The sequence below is a fragment of the Endozoicomonas sp. ALC020 genome (genome assembly GCF_049275935.1).
GTDB lineage: Bacteria > Pseudomonadota > Gammaproteobacteria > Pseudomonadales > Endozoicomonadaceae > Endozoicomonas_A.
The window spans coordinates 5,209,916-5,231,151 of sequence record NZ_CP184830.1 but is presented as its reverse complement, the minus strand read 5'-3'; the positions used below and the strand labels follow the sequence as shown (position 1 = coordinate 5,231,151).

13 protein-coding genes are annotated in these 21,236 nt (G+C 46.7%); 6 read left to right on the top strand and 7 right to left on the bottom strand.

The window, feature by feature from the left end; translation table 11 throughout:
• Window positions 1–2: 2 nt before the first annotated feature.
• Window positions 3–683 carry a sigma-E factor negative regulatory protein gene (locus ACOJUO_RS19175; protein WP_422133536.1) on the bottom strand — a complete coding sequence of 227 codons (681 nt, stop codon included), beginning with the start codon at window positions 681–683 and terminating at the stop codon, window positions 3–5.
• A gap of 128 nt (window positions 684–811) precedes the next feature.
• Window positions 812–1,399, bottom strand: coding sequence for an RNA polymerase sigma factor RpoE (gene rpoE / locus ACOJUO_RS19170; protein WP_422133535.1), 588 nt, complete (start codon window positions 1,397–1,399; stop codon window positions 812–814).
• 669 nt (window positions 1,400–2,068) lie between these two features.
• On the opposite strand from rpoE, the gene nadB reads away from it, so the two are divergent.
• The gene (nadB, locus tag ACOJUO_RS19165) at window positions 2,069–3,697 is read left to right on the top strand and encodes an L-aspartate oxidase (RefSeq protein WP_422133534.1); all 1,629 of its coding nucleotides are present in this window, start codon (window positions 2,069–2,071) and stop codon (window positions 3,695–3,697) included.
• Between the two features lie 46 nt (window positions 3,698–3,743).
• Here the strand turns inward: nadB and ACOJUO_RS19160 are convergent, their stop codons facing one another.
• Complete coding sequence (locus ACOJUO_RS19160; protein WP_422137847.1) at window positions 3,744–5,036, bottom strand: MFS transporter; 1,293 nt, start codon at window positions 5,034–5,036, stop codon at window positions 3,744–3,746.
• 218 nt (window positions 5,037–5,254) lie between these two features.
• Window positions 5,255–5,992, bottom strand: a complete 738-nt coding sequence (locus ACOJUO_RS19155) for a helix-turn-helix transcriptional regulator (protein WP_422137846.1) — start codon at window positions 5,990–5,992, stop codon at window positions 5,255–5,257.
• 439 nt (window positions 5,993–6,431) lie between these two features.
• Between ACOJUO_RS19155 and ACOJUO_RS19150 the strand changes: the two genes are divergently transcribed.
• From ACOJUO_RS19150 to ACOJUO_RS19140, 3 genes are all read left to right on the top strand, one after another.
• Entirely contained in the window at window positions 6,432–7,631 is a 1,200-nt protein-coding gene (locus ACOJUO_RS19150) for a hypothetical protein (RefSeq protein WP_422137845.1), read from the top strand.
• Between the two features lie 526 nt (window positions 7,632–8,157).
• Window positions 8,158–9,549 carry a hypothetical protein gene (locus ACOJUO_RS19145; RefSeq protein ID WP_422137844.1) on the top strand — a complete coding sequence of 464 codons (1,392 nt, stop codon included), beginning with the start codon at window positions 8,158–8,160 and terminating at the stop codon, window positions 9,547–9,549.
• A 390-nt stretch (window positions 9,550–9,939) separates the two neighbouring features.
• Window positions 9,940–11,175 carry a hypothetical protein gene (locus ACOJUO_RS19140; RefSeq protein WP_422137843.1) on the top strand — a complete coding sequence of 412 codons (1,236 nt, stop codon included), beginning with the start codon at window positions 9,940–9,942 and terminating at the stop codon, window positions 11,173–11,175.
• A gap of 21 nt (window positions 11,176–11,196) precedes the next feature.
• On the opposite strand, the gene ACOJUO_RS19135 is transcribed toward ACOJUO_RS19140, so the two are convergent.
• Both ACOJUO_RS19135 and ACOJUO_RS19130 read right to left on the bottom strand, forming a co-directional pair.
• Entirely contained in the window at window positions 11,197–11,640 is a 444-nt protein-coding gene (locus ACOJUO_RS19135) for a hypothetical protein (protein WP_422137842.1), read from the bottom strand.
• A complete protein-coding gene (locus ACOJUO_RS19130) occupies window positions 11,621–11,911 on the bottom strand; it encodes a succinate dehydrogenase assembly factor 2 (protein ID WP_422133527.1) in 291 nt (96 codons plus the stop codon). Before ACOJUO_RS19130 ends, ACOJUO_RS19135 begins: the two co-directional genes overlap by 20 nt.
• Before the next feature lie 248 nt (window positions 11,912–12,159).
• On the opposite strand from ACOJUO_RS19130, the gene ACOJUO_RS19125 reads away from it, so the two are divergent.
• Both ACOJUO_RS19125 and speD read left to right on the top strand, forming a co-directional pair.
• Window positions 12,160–13,215 carry a YgfZ/GcvT domain-containing protein gene (locus tag ACOJUO_RS19125; protein WP_422133526.1) on the top strand — a complete coding sequence of 352 codons (1,056 nt, stop codon included), beginning with the start codon at window positions 12,160–12,162 and terminating at the stop codon, window positions 13,213–13,215.
• Between the two features lie 739 nt (window positions 13,216–13,954).
• Window positions 13,955–15,163, top strand: a complete 1,209-nt coding sequence (speD, locus tag ACOJUO_RS19120) for an adenosylmethionine decarboxylase (RefSeq protein WP_422137841.1) — start codon at window positions 13,955–13,957, stop codon at window positions 15,161–15,163.
• A 148-nt stretch (window positions 15,164–15,311) separates the two neighbouring features.
• Here the strand turns inward: speD and ACOJUO_RS19115 are convergent, their stop codons facing one another.
• The gene (locus tag ACOJUO_RS19115) at window positions 15,312–21,224 is read right to left on the bottom strand and encodes a transporter substrate-binding domain-containing protein (RefSeq protein WP_422133524.1); all 5,913 of its coding nucleotides are present in this window, start codon (window positions 21,222–21,224) and stop codon (window positions 15,312–15,314) included.
• Between the last annotated feature and the right edge of the window lie 12 nt (window positions 21,225–21,236).

The following is a 21,236-nucleotide window of genomic DNA, read 5'->3' as shown; positions in this document are numbered from 1 at the left end:
ACTCATTGTGATTCAAAAGTGGTCAAGCGTGCAAAAGGGAGGATTCCCTGTCCTGAATTCATGGCACTCATTTCAGCATGCTGAAGTGCATAAGCCCTGAAACGTTCCTTAATAGCCCTGTCTGCTACGCTCTGGGCCTGAGCAAGTTGTTCCGGGGTAATGCTGTCATGCTGACGAGAGTTGTATCCCGCCTGGATCCCGGCAGCACCATAGCCATTATGCATGATCTGCACAGGCTGCAACAGTGTCGTTTGATCAGTTACCGATGTGACCAGAGGTAAAGCTTCCGGAGTGGTGTGGTAATTTTTTACACCCAGCAACACAGCCAATGCAACAGAAGCAGCTACCGCTAGTCGCCCCGCTTTAGACCACCAATGCCCAACACCCTTCAAGACGCTGTAACCGGTTACAGATCTTTCTTTAGCCAGAGAATGAGGTGGCTCAGCCTCCAGTTGGTCGCGAATACCGGCTGACAGATCGATATTCATAAATTCGTTGGTTTCTCGCCGCAGCGCGTCACCTGCTATCTGATACCTGCGAGCTTTGCCCCGTAGATCTTCATCGCTGCCGATATTATCAAGCACCCGCCGCAGTTCAAACTCTCCAGCTTCACCGTCCATCGCTGCTGACAGTGACTCATTCAACCTTTCCTGGGCATGATTGTGAGGTGTCTTCTCACTCATAGGCATACCTCCGGTCATCCGACCTGTCTGATACCCGATGCATCAAGTATCAACAATATCAATCAACATAACACGAAAATGATCACCATAAGGAAATCATTTTCTTCACTCATGGCCTTCACGGCCAGTTATGGACCGCGACGCAAAAGTGGCTCGACTTCCTTATCAATCGCCTCTCTGGCACGGAAGATTCTTGATCTTACCGTACCGACGGGACAATCCATAACATTAGCAATTTCGTCATAGCTGAGACCATCAAACTCCCTCAGCACGACAGCCGTTCGCAACTCATCCGGCAGACGACGGATTACATCATGGATAACCCGTTCAATCTCATCCCGGTAAAGATTTCTCTCGGGGGTATCAACCATTCGAAGAGACGTTGTAGTGTCCAGAAAATCTGCATCATGAACATCAATTTCAGACTCCGGAATCTTCCGCCCCCTGGAAACCAGATGATTCTTGGCAGTGTTCACAGCAATCCGGTACAGCCAGGTATAAAAAGAACTGTCGCCGCGAAACTTGTCTATTGCCCGATAGGCCTTAATAAAAGTTTCCTGAGCTACATCCTGCACTTCCTGATAGTCAGTAATGTAACTACCTACCAGACCCAGTACACGATGCTGATACTTGAGAACCAGCATATCGAAAGCCGCTTTATCGCCCTTCTGAACGCGCTCAACGAGCTGCTTGTCCGCCTGTGGTTGTTCTACCATAGAGGGGGTCTCCCACTATTGCAGAAAACACATGGGCAAAAGGGAAAGGAATGGAAATATGAGACAGTCAGCTGACCGACCACAAATCGGCATCCCGGCTGACCAGCCCCCCCCCCTTTCCACAAACACATGCTTGTGCTGTGAACTCTATTTTCTTCTATATAGACCATGTTTTGGCCAGAAAGTTCCCGAACTCATTCAAAAAAATTCACAGTATCGGCTGAAAACTGATTCGGATTATCACAGCGTACTATAGTGCTCGCCATAATTTCTATATACTAGATACCGATTTTTCAGTGTTTTATAACGCCGTACGTTGTGTCTGCTTTATATACCGCCAAAAGCGAAGACTGCATTACGAACCTCAGGGAGCGTAATGATTTTCACTGCAAAGGTGAGTGATATTCTCCGTACAGACCATCGGCAACCTATGACACAGCTTTAGATGGAAGTGAGTTTAACCGCCATGATTCTTAGTTCCAGTTTCACCTGTAAAACGACCATATTCACTTTATGTCCAGCTTCAGACACAGGAATCTCCACTGTCTATTGATGCCCAGTGGATAATTTCCCTGCCCGTGTTCATAATATTTTTCAGACCTGAGTCTGTCAGTGACAGACTCCCGGTACAGACCCAGCAGTCTGTTATAAAAGGATCAGAGAATATACATGCATCCAATACTTGACTATGACGTAGTAATCATTGGCAGTGGCGCAGCGGGACTGACACTAGCACTGCACCTGGACAGCCAACTTCAAGTCGCCATTCTCAGTAAGGGTGAGCTAATGGCCGGCTCTTCAGCCGGGGCCCAGGGTGGTGTCGCTGCTGTTCTGGACACACAACAAGACAGCCTGGACAAACACATAGAAGACACACTTCTTGCAGGTGCAGGACTCTGCAGGGAGTCCACTGTCAGGCACGTTGTAGAACAGGGTAATGCCAGCATCCAGTGGCTGATTAACCAGGGTGTCCCCTTTACCCGTGATGAAGAAGATGAAAAAAACTTTAATTTTCACCTGACCCGTGAAGGCGGTCACAGCACCAGAAGAATTATTCATGCTGCCGATGCGACCGGCAGAGCCATTTCAGAAACCCTGATCGATAAAGCCAGAAAACAACCCAACATTCATCTCTATGAGCACCACCTGGCCATCGATGTCGTTGCTACCAACAAACTGGGCCTGGATGAGCAAAGGTGCGTCGGGGTCTATGTGCTGGATATTCGTTCAGACCAGGTAAAACTGTTCCGTGGACGTGCACAGGCTATTGCCAGTGGCGGAGCCAGCAAAGCCTATCTTTTTACCACTAACAGCGATGGTGCCAGCGGAGATGGTATTGCTATGGCCTGGCGTGCGGGCTGCCGGGTTGCCAATCTGGAGTTCAACCAGTTTCATCCCACCTGTCTATTCCATCCCAAGGCCAAATCCTTCCTGATATCTGAAGCGGTTCGAGGAGAAGGAGGTATGCTGGTTCGCCCTGATGGAACACGCTTTATGGATGACTACGACCACCGTGGCGAGCTGGCCCCCCGAGATATTGTTGCCAGAGCCATCGATCATGAAATGAAAAAGCTGGGTGCAGACTGTCTGTTTCTGGATATCAGTCACAAGCCACGGGATTTTATTACTTCCCACTTTCCGAATATTTATGAACGGTGTCTGGAATACGGGATTGATATGACCCGTGAACCTCTCCCCATCGTTCCGGCAGCCCACTACACCTGCGGTGGCATTCTTGTTGACCTTAACGGTCAAACGGACCTTCCGGGACTTTACGCCATCGGTGAATGTTCATTTACCGGCCTGCATGGTGCCAATCGTCTGGCCAGCAACTCACTGCTGGAATGTTTCGTCAGCGCCAGAAGTTGTGCCGAAGACATCAACCGCACCATCGCCGATCAACCTCCCTGCCCTGAAATTCCGGTGTGGGACGACAGCCTGGTGAGCGACTCTGATGAAAATGTTGTAATCTCGCACAACTGGGACGAACTCAGACGCTTCATGTGGGACTACGTTGGCATTGTCAGAACGACCAAACGCCTGCTAAGAGCCAGAAACCGCTCCAGATTGTTACAGCATGAGATTCATGATTTTTACAGCAACTTCAAGATCAGCAATGACTTGATTGAATTGAGAAATCTGTCTCAGGTTGCGGAATTGATTATTGAATGCGCTCTCTCCCGGCAAGAGTCACGGGGATTGCATTTCAACCTGGACTTCCCGTTCACACAGGATCACAGCAAGGAAACTACCCTGATACCGGAAAATTTTGTGCCGGAAAACGCAATTAAGTTTTAATACCTCCAAAGGGCTGAAATCCACAGACTCGCAGGCCAGACATTTTCTAAGCCCCGGGTTTCGGCTCTTTAGAAACAGGAGCATGGTTCCTTCTCTGTTCCGGCGCTATCAGCATCGCCCCAAGACAGCCGACAACCCCAGCGACCATCAGGTAAAATGCTGGAGCTGCCTGCAACTCTGTCACTCGAATCAACCCCATTGAGATAACCGGGCCAAATCCGGCAAAAATCATGGCAGCTATGTTGTAAACGAAAGCCACTCCGGTAAAACGGATGCTTACTGGAAAGGCCGATACCAGCAACAAAAAGGAAATAGCATCAATACTTCCCCATAAGATGGCTCCAATGAGAGCAGTCACCGGCAGATTCGCATCGCCAGAAGCATACCAATGAAAAAGTGGCCAGGCCATCACAACGATCAGAAAAGAAGACCCCAGCATCAGATAGCGCCTGTCTAACCGATCAGCCAGCCAGCCCGTCAGCAGGCACACAGGCACTCCGACAAACATACTGATCCCGTTGGCCACCGCCACTTCTCTGGCCGAATAATCAAGCAGCCCTGTCAGATAGCCAGGCATAAACAGTACCAGGATTGTCACAGCAACCAGCACCGGCATAACCAGCAGAAACCCGGTAAAAATTTTTGACTTGTATTGCTTGAAAAGGGTGCGCACTGGCACTCTCTCTGCTTCACCCCGAGCCAACAGCTGCCTGAAAGCTTCCGGCTCCACAAAATGTCTTCTGACGACATAACTGACAGCCCCAAGAGATCCACCCAGTATGAAGGGCACTCGCCAGCCCCAATCAATCATTTGCTCCACCGTCAACAGATAAACAAGAACCCCTTGCAGGCCAATACCCAGAAGAGTTCCAGTCATAGTGGTTGCACTCAGGATACTGACAGCAAAACCCTTTGATTGAGCAGGGACGGTTTCATAGAGATAAACGAAAGCACCACAGAGCTCACCTGCAAAAGAAAACCCTTGCAAAAAACGTAAAACAGCAAGGAGTACAGGTGCCAGCAGCCCCCACTGAGCGTAACCGGGTAGCAGGCCAATCAATAATGTTGAGATAGCCATTAAGAGAATGGTGACCGTAAAACTGGATTTACGGCTATGGCGATCTCCCCAGTGACTGAAGGCGATAGCCCCAAGTGGCCTGGAAATGTACCCAAACGCAAAAGTAACAAAGGTATTAATGAGTGAACTGGTAGTACCAGAAGCTGGAAAAAAAACCTGAGAGATATAGACTACCATGTACGCATATACAGTAAAATCGAAGGCTTCAAGGAGTCCGCCCATTGATGTAATCGCTATTACCTTTTTCTGGGACAAAGCCATAGCTAACTCTCTGAAAAATTCATCAGTAATATTGCAAAAAAATGACTTAACTTAATCTCAATAGGTCTGCAAAAAAGCATCACATATCATCTATCCGCTTCTGGGAGCCCGTTTCAGAATAGCACCCGTCAAAAAGCCTCTCGGACTACTGTCCTACGCGGCAACGCAGGAGCAGTTGCCGCGTAGGACAGTCTGTGCCCGGTCAGGCTCCAGGTGCATCACCGATCGTTAGCCATAATCATAGACAGCTCTCTGAGACGTAAAGTAGGAGGCAGGAAGTCGTGAAAGCCCACAGAAATGGCTGCCTCTATCAACTGGGCGATGGAATGCACATCAAACTTTTTCTTCAGATGCTCAATGTGGGACCGGATAGTGTTTTCAGACAGTGACAGAATGCCGGCAATTTGCTTGATCTGCTGATTACAGATCAGGAAGAACAACACCTCGGACTCTCTGGGACTCAGGTTGGGCATGACACCCACACGAAATGTTGACTGACCTCTGGCTCGACCGTCCAGCTTCATCAGACAGCGGATGTTCATGGCTGCTTTCATCCATGACTGCGTCACCGAATAACCATGGCTGAGCACACCGTCTACCTGGTGCAGATGGTTGTAGTGAGGTTTTTTCCTGGAAATGTAGGCAAACCAGCCATTTCCTCCCGGATGCACATTAAGGACAGTAATCTCTTTTTTTTCCCTGATACAAATGTTGTTCTGCTCCACAATCTGGTCAGCACAGCGAGAGAATATGGGTGCTGGAATCTCTGAAAACCCTTTTCCACAGAGTTTGTAGCGGCGTGGAATACCGAACAACCGAAGAGAGTGCTCATTCATATAGAACGCTCTGGCATGGCAATCATGCACACCCCAGGCCTGCATGCGGTCGTGCTCCATAAAATGCATGAAGTCACTGGAGAGTTCCGGAGCAGAAGGTAAGTTATCGATAGAGGTCATTTTGTTATCACAATCGGTATGACTCAATACACCAGGTTTGCTCCTGCCCATCGTGGCCAGGCATAAAAAATTACAATCTGGACAACACTCTGAAATACTCACCGAAAGCCAGCTCAAAGTGACAAGAGTCACAATCCATTCAGTTGCAATTCAAGGCAAACCCAACCTGCGAATGAACAAGGATAGACCAATATTGACCATCACTGTGCGATCGATCATATTTTTAAAAAATAAAGAACATAAGTACTCAACTATTTACCTGCTGTGGCACAATGAACTTTAATCAGTCCGTTTCGTAATCTTTCATTAGGGTTTTGACTGGACAGGTAAAAATGTGCTGCCTAAGCTTCCTTCTGCTCTTGGCATTCAAGCAAGCTATTGCGTCCAGAAAACAACCTTTGTTTTTGGCTTTTATCCTTTAAGATGGTTTGTATAATTCATGAAGATACTTTCAAGTCTGTTTCTAGCCTTGATGCTGCCTTTTTGCTCTTTTCTCCGGGCTGCGAATAATGAAATTTTTGACGACGGCCTGCCGCCATATAATCATAAAGCCAAAATTAAAGTCACAAAATTCATGAATGGCTACTTGATCACCACCTCTAAAAAAATATCTGTCTCCATAAATCCGTTGGCTAAGACCATGCAAGGGAGTCAACCAATAAACAAAATTGAGTCCAAAGTTCGCTTTCAGAATAAAGAGTCTAATTTTCTTTATTACACTCTCAGTGGGTATGCATTAAAGGAGCCTTTGTTCCATCTGGTTTTAATTGAAGAACCAGAAGACTCTTCAAAATTGTATCTTGGTTACTATGAAGAGGATGAAGACAGTGTTATTGATACCACTGTTTTAAGTTCAACTCCTGCGTCCATCTTTCTAAAAAACGTTCTGGAAAAGTCTGACACATCGGCTTCCAAAATCAATGGATTCAGCACCAATAAGACTGTTTTACCACCTCATTCAGGGCAGTCTGCAAACGACACCTTGATAAATACCAATCTTACTTCCAGGAATACCGCCGGGTTACAGGGTTTGATGCCGAAAGAGCCTGAGCTTAAGCCCTTCAGACCCATACTAAGTCTGGAAAAAGGGCAGGATTATGCAATCGAAGTAGTCTGGAAATCAAAGGATGCAATAACGTCAGTTGTAATGTCTGACACCAGTAGTATGACGTTTACAGCAGCCAGTACTTCAGCAACCGTGTCTTCATCAATACACCCTTCACCAGTCCAGTCTTCATCAATATTGTCTTCGACAAAACAAATACAACCAGTCCCATTGGCAGAAATTTCCGAAAATGTCGGCACAGAGATTATTATCAAAGATAAAGACGGGATGACTCTGGCAACATTAAACCTTGATCTGGAGCCGGGTTATTTTTCGCTCAGTGATGAAAACGGATATTTGCTAGAGTACGGAATTGATCGGTTCGGGATTCATCAGCTCACTAAAATTCAAACTCATATTGAATATGTGAAAAAAAACGGGTCTAATCCTGATCGGGAAAAACCTGAGCCTGACATCATGCGTAATTTTATTGCCGGACTTGTCGCATTTGGATTAGGCTGTGTTGGTTTGGCAGCATTTATAAACCATCGTAAGAATCGTTCCCCTGCGAGACTTGATGAAGTGCCTTTATAAAAAGACCCTGAGTTTATTTATACGCTCTCTTTTGCCAACGGTTGCAGCATTAGTGGCAATTACAGCTTTCATGTCCTCTATAACGAAATTTAACTGATTGTTTGGAGCAGTGAAACACCAGTATTCGTTATGGCAGCAATATAAGCAGATATTCGTCGCTGCGTTCATCAATAACTAAACACAGCGTCTACCTTGTGCAGATGGCTATGTCGAAAAACCAACCATTTCCTCCCGTATGCACATTCAGGACAATAATTTTTGACCCTGATACCAATGTCGTTCTGCTAAACAATCCGCTCAGAAGAGCGAGACAATATGGCTACTGGAATTTCTGTAAACCGTTTTCCGCAGAGCTTGTAGTGGTTTGGAATATCGTACAACCAGAGAGAGTGCTCATGTATTTTGAGTGGACAGATAACAATGTGATATCGAATTTTCCTGCTACCATAAACATCTGACAAAACTATTATGTTCGGAAAATAAAATTTTCTTTGATTTTTTATCCTTCAGGTGCTTTGTAAAAATCATGAAGTTACTTTCTAGCCTTCTTTTATCCCTGACGCTGCCCTTTTGTTCTTCTCTTTGGGCTGTGAATGATGAGATCAGACCAGACGGTGTGTTTCCATACGATCCTCAGGAATACGCCGCTGACGAAGGAGTTGGTGCTGTTCCTGAAAGGGACAGAAGAGAAGCGCGAAGGGGCAGTGGATCCTCTGGAGGCGGCTCAAAGGGAAGCGGCTCAAAAGGAGGCGGCTACAAAGGAGGCGGCTACAAAGGAGGCAGCTACAAAGGAGGCGGCTACAAAGGAGGCAGTCATAAGGCGACAAACTACATAAAATCATTAGCATCAGGCGCCAAAGTCAAACTCACAAAATTCATGAAAGGTTACTCTCTGACCAACTCTAAAAAAATATCTGTCTCCGTAAACCCGATAGGCAGGTCCCTGAGGGGAAGTCAGCCAGTACACAAAATTGAGTCCAAAGTCCAATTTCAAAGTAAAGAGTCTGGTTTTCTTTACTACACACTCAGGGGATATTTATTACGGAATACTTTGTTCCATATGGTTTTAATTGGAGACCCGGAAGATTCCTCAAAATTGTATCTTGGTTACTATGAAGAGGATGAAGACAGTGTTATAGATACAGCTACTTCCAGTTCAACGGCTGCACCCATTTATTTGCAGAACGTTTTAAATAAGTCTGAAACGCCGGTTTCCAATGATTCTGAAACCAATAGCACGGTTTTACCACCTCATTCAGGTCAGACTTCAAACGACACTTTTATAAATGCTAATTTAACATCCCACAACACCACCAGATCGCTGGGTCTGATGCCAAAAAGACGTGAGCTTAAGCCCTTCAAACCCATTCTAAGTTTGGAAAAGGAGCAGGATTATTCAATCGAAGTCGTCTGGAAATCAAAGTCTGAAATAACGTCTGTTGCCATGTCTGACACTAGTACAATGACGTATACAACAATCAACCCTTCACCAACCCAGTCTTTATCACCACAGTCTTCATCAATAGCCTCTTCGAAGAGAGAAATACTGCCAGACGCCTCGGCCATTCCAGAAAATGTCGGCACACAGATCATTATCAAAGATAAAGAGGGGATGACTCTGGCAACATTAAACCTTGACCTGGAGCTGAGTCACTTTTCATTCAGTGATGAAAACGGATATTTGTTGGAGTACAGGATTGATGGGGACGGGATTCATCAGCTCACTAAAATTCATACCGAAACTGAATATGAGAATCAAGGCAGAATTGTTTTCACCTCTCAAGAAGGACCTGATGATACCAGTCTAATCGTGGTTGGCTCAGTGGTTGCTGGGCTTCTATTACTCTACGTCGGTGCACTCGCATTAATACACTATTATGAGAATCATTGGGAGAAGAGACCTTACGCAAATCCTTGAGTTTTTTTATACGCTTCTCATTTGCTCCAGTTGCAGCACTGATGGCAGTCTCTACTGTAATAGCTTTTTTAACGACATTTAACATATAGTTTGATGCATGGAAGCACCGGCATTCATCAGTACTAAGCGCAACCTGAAATAAACACGAGTACCATTCATGCAATCGACGACTTCTTTATTGGACAAGTAAAAATATGCTGTCTAAGCTTCCCACCAGTCTGATCATCCGGTTCAGCTGTTGTTTCCGGCGAACAACTTTTTCTTTTGGTTTTTAACCTCTTCAGCTGGTTACCATAATTTATGAAGATATTTTCAAGCCTGCTTTTGGCTCTGCTGCTCCCTTTTTGTTCTTCTCTTTGGGCTGGGAATGATAAGATCGGAGCAAATAGTTTGTTGCCATACGACTCTTATGAGTACGACGTTAATGAAGAAGGTGACGTTGTTTCTGAAAGGGACAAAAGGGAAGCGCGAAGAGATGGCGGCTCTTCAGGAGGCACTCACAAGCTAACAAACTACATAAATTCATTAGCATCAGGAGCCAGAATTAAACTCACAAAATTCTTGAAAGGTTACTCCCTGACTACCTCTAAAAAAATATCTGTCTCCGTAAACCCGCTGGGTAGGTCCATGCGGGGGAGTCAGCCAATTTACAAAATTGAGTCAAAAGTCCGCTTTCAAAGTAAGGAGTCTGATTTTCTTTACTACACACTCAGGGGGCATTCATTACAGGAGGTTTTGTTCCATCTGGTTTTAATTGAAAACCCGGTCGATTCCTCAAAATTGTATCTTGGCTACTATGAAGAGAGTGAAGACAGTGTTATAGATACAGCTGTTTCCAGTCCATCGGCTGCGCCGATCTGTTTGCAGAACGTTTTAAATAAGTCTGACTTACCGGTTTCAGTCACCAACGCTACTGACACTAATAGCACGATTCTAACACCTCATTCAGGCCAGTCTTCAAACAATACTTTTATAAATGCTAACTTGACTTCCCATAATAACACCGGGCCAGAGGGTTTGATCCCAAAAAGGGGTGAGTTTAAGCCCTTCAAACCTATTCTAAGCTTGGAAAAAAAGCTGGATTATTCGATTGAAGTCGTTTGGAAAGCAAGGGCTGAAAGAACCTCGGTTACCCTGTCTGACACTGGTCTAATGACGTATACAACAATCAACCCTTCTCCAATCCGGTCTTTATCAATATCCTCTTCAACAAGAGATATACTGCCAGACGCCTTAGCGGCCATTCCTGAAAATGTTGGTACAGAGATTATTACCAAAGATCAAGACGGGATGACTCTGGCAACGTTAAGTCTTGACCTGGAGCCGAATTACTTTTCGTTCAGTGACGAAAACGGATATTTGCTGGAGTACAGGATTGATGGCGATGGAATTCATCAGCTCACTGAAGTTCAGACCGATACTGAATATGTAAACAGAAATGGAAATAGAGACAGAAACGGAAATCTGGCAAAACCTGAACCTGCCTGCTCAATCCATTGTGCTTTGGCGTTAGTCGTCGCGATTGGTCTAGGTTGCATGGGTTTTGCAATAATGATAGTCAAGTATCAGGATCGTCGACTCGAGAGACAACATTATAGATTCCAGCGAAACCTGTTCGGTGAATAGCCCCCTATGATTCAGTGGCTGTCAATTTCTTCCTTCAGTCATCAACAGCAGGCGCAACCTCAAAGCATGCAGCGATTCAGGGTGATCAGAGTCTTTGAAAAAATTCACTGAATAATTTCGCTCATCCTCCCCACGAAATCTCAGACACATCAGCCATGGCAATACCAGCCATTCCCCCCTTGGTCGGCATGTCTGCCAACCTTTATGAGTCTCGATAAACCATCGATCTCCATGCCAGCGAATAGCCAGCACGCTAGTGCCAATACTCTTTTTTAGCCGCAACAGATAATAATGAATGGCATAGGCATTCAGGCCTGCAAAAAACAACAGGGAGTAAGTAAAATCAAGAGAGGTGAAAAACAGTGCCAGACTGGCAAGCAGATAACAGAAAACAGCCAGTATGAAGTGACGAACAGAAAGGCCTGCCCGCACTTCAATCAGAGTATCATTGGATGCTAACCGCATTCTTCAAACCACTCGCTAAACCACTACGGGCATATTGCAGAACTTTGTCCACCATACTTGCCAGCCCAGGGTCCTGAGGACGACCTTCTCCCATAAACCAGGCAAACAGGTCCGGATCTTCGCAATCAATTAATTTCAAGTAGACAGACTGATCTTCCACAGAGAGTTTTTTAAAAACCTGATTGGTGAAGGGCTCGAGCAAGACATCCAGCTCCAGCATACCGCGTCGACTGTGCCATTGCAGGCGTCTGAAATCATCAGCGCTCAACATTATCGCAATACTCCCTTGATTGAGTTCGATAAACAGGAACAGAAAGTCTTGTCACAGGACCAGAAGCCTGTCTAAAAGTAGACAGGACAAGCATCTTGTTTCCAGCGACGAGTATTATACGGTTTAGTTAGAGTCCTGAATACTCTATATTATGACGACTAACATTCACCCGCCCTTATCTGTATCCATTGCCAGCCAGCGGGGATACTGAAATCAGCATACTTTCGAAACATTGCAGAGAATGGATCATGACTAACGATCAAGAAGAAAGATTCCAACAGTTTTTTACTGAACGGGGCGCTCGTTATGAAAACGGCAAACTGCTTGACTTTGGTGAGGCCTCTCCAGCAGCCGAACCGGAAAGCCCGATATTATCTGTTCTGGATCAAAAAGCACTTTTGCAGGTTTCTGGCCCGGATAGTCTGAAATTTCTCCAGGGACAACTCACTTGCAATCTTGATACGCTTGCGACTGACCAGTTTTGCGGGGGAGCGGCCTGCACCCCCAAAGGTAGAATGTTCACCAGCTTCAGACTGCTCATGGCCGGTGAAGATCAATTTATGATGGCTATGCATCAGGGGCTGGTTGAGAGCACCCGGACCGGCCTGGGAAAATACGCTGTTTTTTATAAAACCGAACTGACCCCTGACCAGAAGTATGTTTGTCTGGGGCTTTCCGGAAATGCTGTTGAAGAGAAAATTGCCAGTCTCTTTAATGATGTTCCCGATGGCAACAGCGCGCTCAATATTGATCAGCAGGGTTGGCTTCTGAATGTTTCCGGGAGCCTGAATCGTTTTGAACTCTGGATTACCTTCGAGCATCTGGCAACACTCTGGGACAAACTCACTGAGCAGTTCTCACCCGCAGGGCATCAGCACTGGCAGCTGCTGGACTGTCTCGCAGTCGAGCCCTGCCTGTCACCGGAAACCGCAAATAATTACATTCCGCAGCATCTCAACCTGCCCTCACTGAAAAGTGTCAGCTTCAGAAAAGGCTGCTACACCGGCCAGGAAATAGTTGCCCGCATGCAAAATCTGGGGCAGCTTAAGAGTCGTTGCTATCGCCTCAGCTCAGACCAACAGCTGAGGCTGGAACCTGATACGCACCTGTTCAATAGCACAGGCAAAGCTATAGGTGAAGTGATTGAAAGCGTTCAAACCGGACAGGGAACAGAGCTGCTGGCGGTGATTCGAGTTGAATCCGCCCAGAAAAATGATATTCGACTGGATGGCGGTGAAGGACAAAAACTCAATTGTCAGCCACTGCCTTACGAAGTGGATCCCAAACAGGAACTGCAATTTTAAAAAGTGTCTAACTGCCAGTGAACTCTAAGTACTCAGCCATACGGAATCGAATATTTCTGGCTTATTGGGCAGGTGCTCTGCAAGGCGCAATGACGGGAACATAGCAAGCTATGTGACCAGAGTTGCAACGCAGTCAGAGTGCCTGAACAATGAGTCAGAAAGTATGATTTCGTAGGGTTGAGTACTTAAACCAGGGTACCTGCACATTAACAGGAGGTACCTCTGGCTTCAGATGCTCAGAACACCATCAGCTGAATACTGAGCATTCATTCCCTTGAGCTATTCCCGACGAATAACCCATCGATAATATAAAACATTGTCGTTTGTCCTGAAACCTCCACAAGCCGGTAATCTGTGTTTTAAAGTAGCGCTACCGGCTGCAATAAACAAACAATCCAAAGATGTAAATTTCATATCGTTTTGGAAAACGTTTTAGCTTTATTTATGAAATTTCCGGTCTAGGATGAGTAGCGCCCTTAAAATGAATTGTCACGGCACGGATGCTTTTGTTTTAACTTTTAAAAATCAGGCAGAGTGCAGTTATGAACATTTCCAGATCCGGGTCAGGGGTCGTGATATTTTCAGCAATCTATGCCCTCTCTTGTCATGCTTTGCCCTCAGGTGGCTCAACGGACAGTTCCATCGTTAGAGAGGTTTCAAGTTGTTCTGAATTGACCCTGACACACCCAGATCCGGGTCACTACCTGGATCGCAACAAAGCCGTAGTGTGTTGTTCTCCATGAACTTATGGCCCAGAGAAAATATTCTGAGCTTTGTCGATGCTACCTGTAACAGTCTCGTTGATCAGCATGATAATGATCTATCCATTGACTCAGCTCATCCAGCAGATCCCTATCACTATATGGGTGGCGTTTTTGGCAGTAATAACTGTTCCAATATCAAAATGGTTAATGGACCCTTTGGATTAAAAAACAGAGAGCAGGCATGGGGTTGGATATCCGTAGACGACACTGATCAACACAGTTGTACGACTCTGTTTGAAAAGGTTTATCGAACAGGATTTGCCCCAGTGCGCACATGGGCCAGGGCGGGTTTTGATGTTAAGTGTGATTCTTCTGTGCCAACACCCGGTTCATCACCCGCATTCATTCCTGATGCAGGTGATACGGGCGCTATGTTTATGAATAATATTGAAACAGCAGAGTCACAAAGACTGGAAAGGTTAGCCACATGGGAAAAAGTAGGCTTAGGTGCTGGCTTCTCTATTTTGAATCAGGCTATAACTCAAACCTGGTTCCACCTTTCAAAACTTATCAAGCAGGCCTGGATAAGACATACCAGTCAGGTGTTAGCGGCGACATTGGGTTTGGGTCTTCCGGCTCTCCCGTTGTTACCGGAATGTATTATTGGATTGAGAAGAAAGTCAGGACATAACCCATCAGGGGATCCTGGTCTATTGAGACGTCCAGATCTATATCAACCAGGTAATTTATTAGCGACATCTTCCGTTACTCAAGGATCTTTTGCTGAATTAGCTGTTTCCATAGCGCATGATGGGCGTTGGCCCACCCACGACCATACTTCCATCACTGGTGAAGAACAGGCGGATCACTTTATTACCCGTGATGGGATAACCTTTGCGGGCACGCATTTGATCCTCGACTTTTGGGGAGCTGAAAAGCTGGATCACCCCGCTCTGATGGAACAAGCACTGCGTGATGCGGTTGCAAAGGCAGGTGCTACCTTGTTGCATATCCATCTTCATCGCTTCGAGCCCAATGGCGGCATTTCTGGCGTTGCAATACTGGCTGAGTCGCATATCAGTGTGCACACCTGGCCAGAGAGGGACTTCGCGGCGTTCGATATCTTTGTCTGTGGTGATGCTCAGCCAGGATTAGCGATTCCGGTCTTAAAGGCCGCCTTCAATCCTGACTCGGTTAATATGGTTGAGCACTTGCGCGGTCAGGTACTCAGCGAAAGTGAGTAAAGCATTTATCATTAAGCGAATACACCTGTGGGAAGTTTTTCAAAGAACCTTTTATAAGGTGCTGTGCCAATAATATCGCGTCAACAAAATGCACTTTGAAAGTAACGAACCGACTATAAATTCAATCGTCGGGAATTGCTGCATTTTCTTAATGCTCGATTTCTGACTGAAAATCCTCAAGAATCTGCTCAGCTACTTCAAAATCATAGACTCTGATGCTTTTCTGCAGTCTGTCCAGTTTCTGTTTGTCAACCTTACCGTTCAGTCCGCCAACCAGTTCAGACAGAGACTCTGATGCAGAAACATCGCCTTCCTGAAGTTGAGTGATCATGGAACTCATCAGAAAGGACAAGCGTTCAACCTCAACCATCCCTTCGCCTATCACTTCTTCTTCCGGGCCGTTCTCGACCAGCTGCTTAAGACTCTCCATCACTTTGTTAAAGGCATGCTCAAAACTTTCAATCAACGCTTTTGAAGGCAATTCATCCCGGTTTCTCAAGGCTGCCTCCAAACGAGCCGCAGTAATATGCAACTGTTCTGCCCCAAGGCTGCCTCCAGCCCCCTTAATGCCATGAACAATAAAACGGGCACCCTGCCAATCCCGTTTATCCAGACAATTCAAGAGCTTTTGCAAGTCTTCTCTCTGATCCAGATAAAAGTTCACTAGCAACTGCCGGTATAAATCGACATTTCCTCTAACCCGGTTCAGACCATTGTGGAGATGAATGCCTTCCAGTTTCTCAAGATCTTCTGCAAACGCTTTTTGCTCTGATGCATCCTTTGCAGCGAGGCTGGATGACTTTCCTCGTTCAGGCACCTGAAGCCAGCGACCTACCATTTCCTGCAACTCAGCAGGATTCAAAGGTTTGGAAATATGATCATTCATCCCCATCTGCAGGCAACGCTCACGGTCACCGGTCATAGCATGGGCCGTCATGGCAACAATCGGCAAATTTTTATCACCTGAATTTCGTCGTATGACTCTGGTTGCCTGATAACCATCCATCAGGGGCATCTGAATATCCATAAAGACCAGGTCAAAAGCTTTGGATTCAAGAATATCTACAGCCTCCTGACCATTATCTGCCAGGGTCACCTTCAGCCCCATACCTTCGAGCAGCTCACGGGCTACCTGCTGGTTAATCTCATTATCTTCCACCAGCAGAATATCACCATTGAACGTCTGCTTGCCGGCACTGCTGTCGATACCCTTGCGGCCGCCACCCGAGCTTTTATAATCAAGGGTGCGAAGAATGGTTTCTATCAACACAGAGCTGCTGGCAGGCTTGATCAGGAAAGCGTCTACCCTGCCAGAAGCCCTGATCATGACCTCTTCACGACCGTAAGCTGAAACCATGATCAATACGGGTGCAGAGTCGAGATTCATCGCTCTGATCTGCTCTGCCAGCTCAATGCCATCGGTATCTGGCATTCGCCAGTCCAACAGAGTCACAGTAACCGGATTATTCGAGTCAAGATTGTGCTCTCTCAGGATATTCAGAGCCGTTGAACTGTCACAGGCTTCCAGAGTTTCACAGCCAAAACTGTTGAGCTGACTAACCAGTATCTTCCGGGCCTCATCAGTGTCATCGACGACCAGCACTCGTGTGCCGACCAGCGCCTGATCATTAAGCCCAATCGGTACACCCAGACCCAGCTCAACATCAAATCTGAAGGTACTGCCCCGATCAATTTCGGACTCCACCTCAATATCACCATTCATCATATTGACCAGACTTCGACAGATGGCCAGACCGAGACCCGTACCCCCAAATTTACGGGTAGTGGAGCCATCAACCTGAGAGAAAGACTCAAACAGTCGGGCCTGATGTTCAGGACTGATACCGATACCGGTATCCTGTACTTCAAAACAGATTCTGGCAGTTTTTGAATTAAGCGACAGTAGTCTTACTGAAATTCTGACAGCCCCAACGTGGGTAAATTTCACAGCATTGTGAATCAGGTTAATCAATACCTGTCCAAGACGCAGAGGATCACCCCGGAGGTGGTCCGGAACATCCGGCGCAATATCGTAGCCAAGTTCAATACCCTTCTCTTCTGCCCTTACGTTGGTAATGTCATAAACATTGTCAAAAACATCCTCCAGATTAAAGTCAATGGTCTCCATATTGAGCTTTCCGGCTTCAATTCTGGAAAAATCAAGGATGTCATTAATAATGCCTAGCAGAGCATGGGCAGAGGACTGGATCTTGGTGACATAATCCTGCTGCTTGTCAGACATATCTGTTTGCAACACCAGGTGGCTCAGGCCAATAATGGCATTCATTGGCGTACGGATTTCATGGCTCATATTGGCCAGGAAGTTACTTTTCGCCTGGTTAGCCTGATCTGCGGCTTCTTTGGCTTTATGAAGCGTTTCTTCAGCGTGCTTGCGGTCGGTGATGTCACGCCCGGTAGCAGAGAGATAACCTTCGCCTTCGTACTCCATATAGTTCGCCGTCACTTCAACCGGGAAAACCCTGCCATCATGGGTTTTGCGCAGGGTCTCATAAGTCATTGCCTTGCGCATGGTCAGCTGATCCCAGAGGCGCTCCCAGGAAGTTTCCGTCACCGCAGGATTGATATCCATGATGCTGAGTTCCATCACCTGTGCGGTGGTATAGCCCAGGGCGCGGCAAGAAGACTCATTCACATATTTATGGCTGCCATCATGGCGGAACCAGTGAATGAAGTCAGCAGCCCGATCCAGCGTGAAACGGGCCATTGAGAGTTCACGCTCACGTTCTTTCTGCTCGGTAATATCCACCATGGTGCCCACTGCTCGCAATGGATGACCACGACTATCCCGGAAAACAACCTTACCTTTGTTCCTGACCGTAGCGAAACTGCCATCCTTGCGTCTGATCCGGTATTCATAGACGAAGGCTTTATCCGAGTGAGCAAACTGGTCGTTAAAGAAATCTACGGTTGCAATCTTGTCATCTGAGTGGATCAGCCGACGCCAGCCCCCTGGGGTATTTATCAGCTCTCCGGCCTCATAGCCGAGCATACTTTGATATCGGGGACTGAAATAGATACGTTCATTAGCGACATCCCAGTCCCAGAGACCATCGGAAGCAGCATCCATCGCCAGCTGATAGCGCTCTTCACTCGACCTCAGGGCATCTTCGGAGAGTTGTCTTGAACGCGCAACAGCCACCAGTTCACTGGCCCTGCGCAGGAGATCCACTTCATCACTCAACAGTTCGTCTTCGGTCTGGCGATTGAGAAAAATGACCCCACCTATCTCTTCAGCGAATAGCCTCATGGCCACATGAATCCCTGCTACCACTCCGTCCTTACTGATGCTTCTCAAAGATTCGCTTTTGGCCAACTGTTCACTATCAACACTCAATTTCATTGTTGCTATACCATCTTCAGATGGCTGGCTTCCCTGACTGAGAGCACCCCGGAGCAACTCATTCAGGTCAGCCATTTTCAGAAATTTTCTGTCGGACCAGAAATGTTCAATGGCTGCATGTCCATCCGTTCTCGAATAAACCAGAGCTATGTCGTAACTCATAAAGACAGCCAATTTGCGAAGGAAGTACTGAACGGCCTCTTCAAGCGGTTTGTTAATGAACTTTCTGGAAATATCACTGAGCAGGCGGTCCAGATCTGAACGGGCTTTCAACTCTTCTTCGGCACGCTCCCTTTCACCGATTTCCAGAGTCAGCCTTCGGTTCCAATAAATAATGAGAATCAGCGTCACAAAAATCAGTAACAGCCCGATAAACAGTTCCTTGTTAGGCTGCCACCTCAGCTCAGTAATAGAGACCCAGCGACTGTTAATCTGCGACTTCTCTGCCTCAGTCAAACTGTCAACCGCTTTCTGTAGAATGGAACCCAGCATGGGCCAGTCATTGCGACTACCAAGAGCATATTCATATTCAAAACCTGCCTCACCCACCACGCGAAGATTGGTGACTTTGAGTCGATCAAGCTCAAAACTGGAAGCTGCAATGTCGGCAATCACCGCATCCAGAGCACCGCTGGAAACCCGACTGATACCTCCACTGAGACTGGCCACCGGCTTGAAATTAATACCGGAATTTTTCGCTCTGAAATAATCAAGAGAAGCACTGCCAGGCACATAACCCACATCGTGTCCTCTCAGATCCCGAATATTTTCAATGGTTTTATCCGAGGTTCTGGCCAGAATCACGGAAGGCACCTTAAACAACGGGCTGGTGAAGTCCAGATAACGACTGCGCTCGTCTGTCTTCTGTGCCATGCCGAGCACATCGGTTTCGTGACGATAGGCACGACCTAGAGATTCGGTCCAGACCTTGGAGGGGTTAAGACGGAATGTTAAACCCAGACGATCTTCAAGAAGACGAATATAATCAACGGCTATGCCTTGATAATTCCCTTCTTCGTCCTGAAAAAGGAACGGAGGATGATCCGCCTGCACATCAATCTGGATAATACGATTCCTGTCCAGCCAGCGACGCTCCGCTTCGGTCAGGTTGACATTGGTAACGCCCTTGCCAAAATACCGGTTATCACTGTTAACAATCCAGCGCTCTTCAATCTTACGGTATTCTTCTGGCGAGATATCTCCCAGCCCAGTGTTGACCAGAGTAATCAGATCATCTGTTCTATCGGCGGCTACCCCGGCAGCAATCGCCTCATTCATATTGAAGTATTTGCCACTTTTGAGTTCACCGATCAGCCCCATAGCGCCCAAGGCAGACTCAACCACCACAGGCTCAGCCAGGAGCGCATCAATATCACCTTTAAACAGACTCTGGATCAGCTCAATGACATTATCACGGGTTACCACTATAACCCCCGGAAGCCACTTGTCGACAAATTCTTCATGACTGGAGTCTGTGACAACGCCCAGCCTTCTGCCTTCCAGATCAGGCCCAAGATCATTGAGAGTCTGGTTACTGCGATAGTAAATTCGTGAATTGATGCCATAGAATGGATTGGACATACGCATCCACTCACTGCGAGCCCGGGAGGGCGAAATGCTCCCGAGAACATCTACCTTGCCACTCTTCAGTGCCCGAATGATCTCTTTTTGTTCTCCCATTCTAAAGCGAACAGGCGTAGAAGTTTTTTCTGACCACTTTCGCCAGATGTCTACATACATACCTGCCGGTTTACCCAGCGCATTCACAAAAGACAGCGGCGACGAGGCTGATTCCAGAGCAATAACCAGTTTGCCAGAAGTCTGGCTATCATTCCCAAGCCAGTTCTCGAATACCAGACTCTTACGGTCCTGCGGTATCATTTCCATACCGCTTTCAATGATAGAACCCAGGGCAGAACGTTTTTTATTAATCCCGGCCAGAAGTGAAACAGAAGTATTCAAAGGCGATGCATAAGGCGAGTATTCGGAGCTGACCCCCCGGCTTTCCAGATAATACCCCAATACATCTGCATTACCGGCAAACAGCGTCACCTTCCTGGCAGCAATGTCGTCAATCATTAAATGCTGATTGTCATACTCTTTCAGACGGACGTCAGGAAACCGCTTAATGATCTTGTCTTTCAGATAGTCATTGTCCAGAATGGCCACCTGATGCTCTGACAACAGCTCCTCAATGGGCTTTGGGGTAATGTCGTTGCGGATAAACAAAGCCCTGCGACTCTGGAAGATCTCGCGGGTCATAACACCTATTTCGGTGACTTCATCTGCCGACCCAAGCAGAGCAATGACATCAATTTCATTATTTTTAAGTAGATCGATCGCCTGTTGTCGAGCCATGGGATAGAACTTGACGGGCACGCCAACCTGTTCAGACCACTCCCGCCAGAGGTCGAGTATCAGACCGTCCGGTTCACCGGCATCATTGGTGAAAGCCCAGGGCAGAGAGTCTTGCGTATAAGCAATTTTAAGAGGCTTGAAATAACTGGAGTCCGACTTGAGCCTGCTGTCATCAGCCCAGGCTGAAAACGACAAAGTACAGAAAAAAAGCAGGCTAACGAAGTAAAAAATCAGGCCACGTTTTCTTTTTATAGTGAAAACAGACTCTTCACCGAAGGCTTCCAGACTAACCAACGGTTCAGGACTGTTTTCACGCTCAAGGCTTTTTAGAGCGTATGACATAAGAGCTCGTTC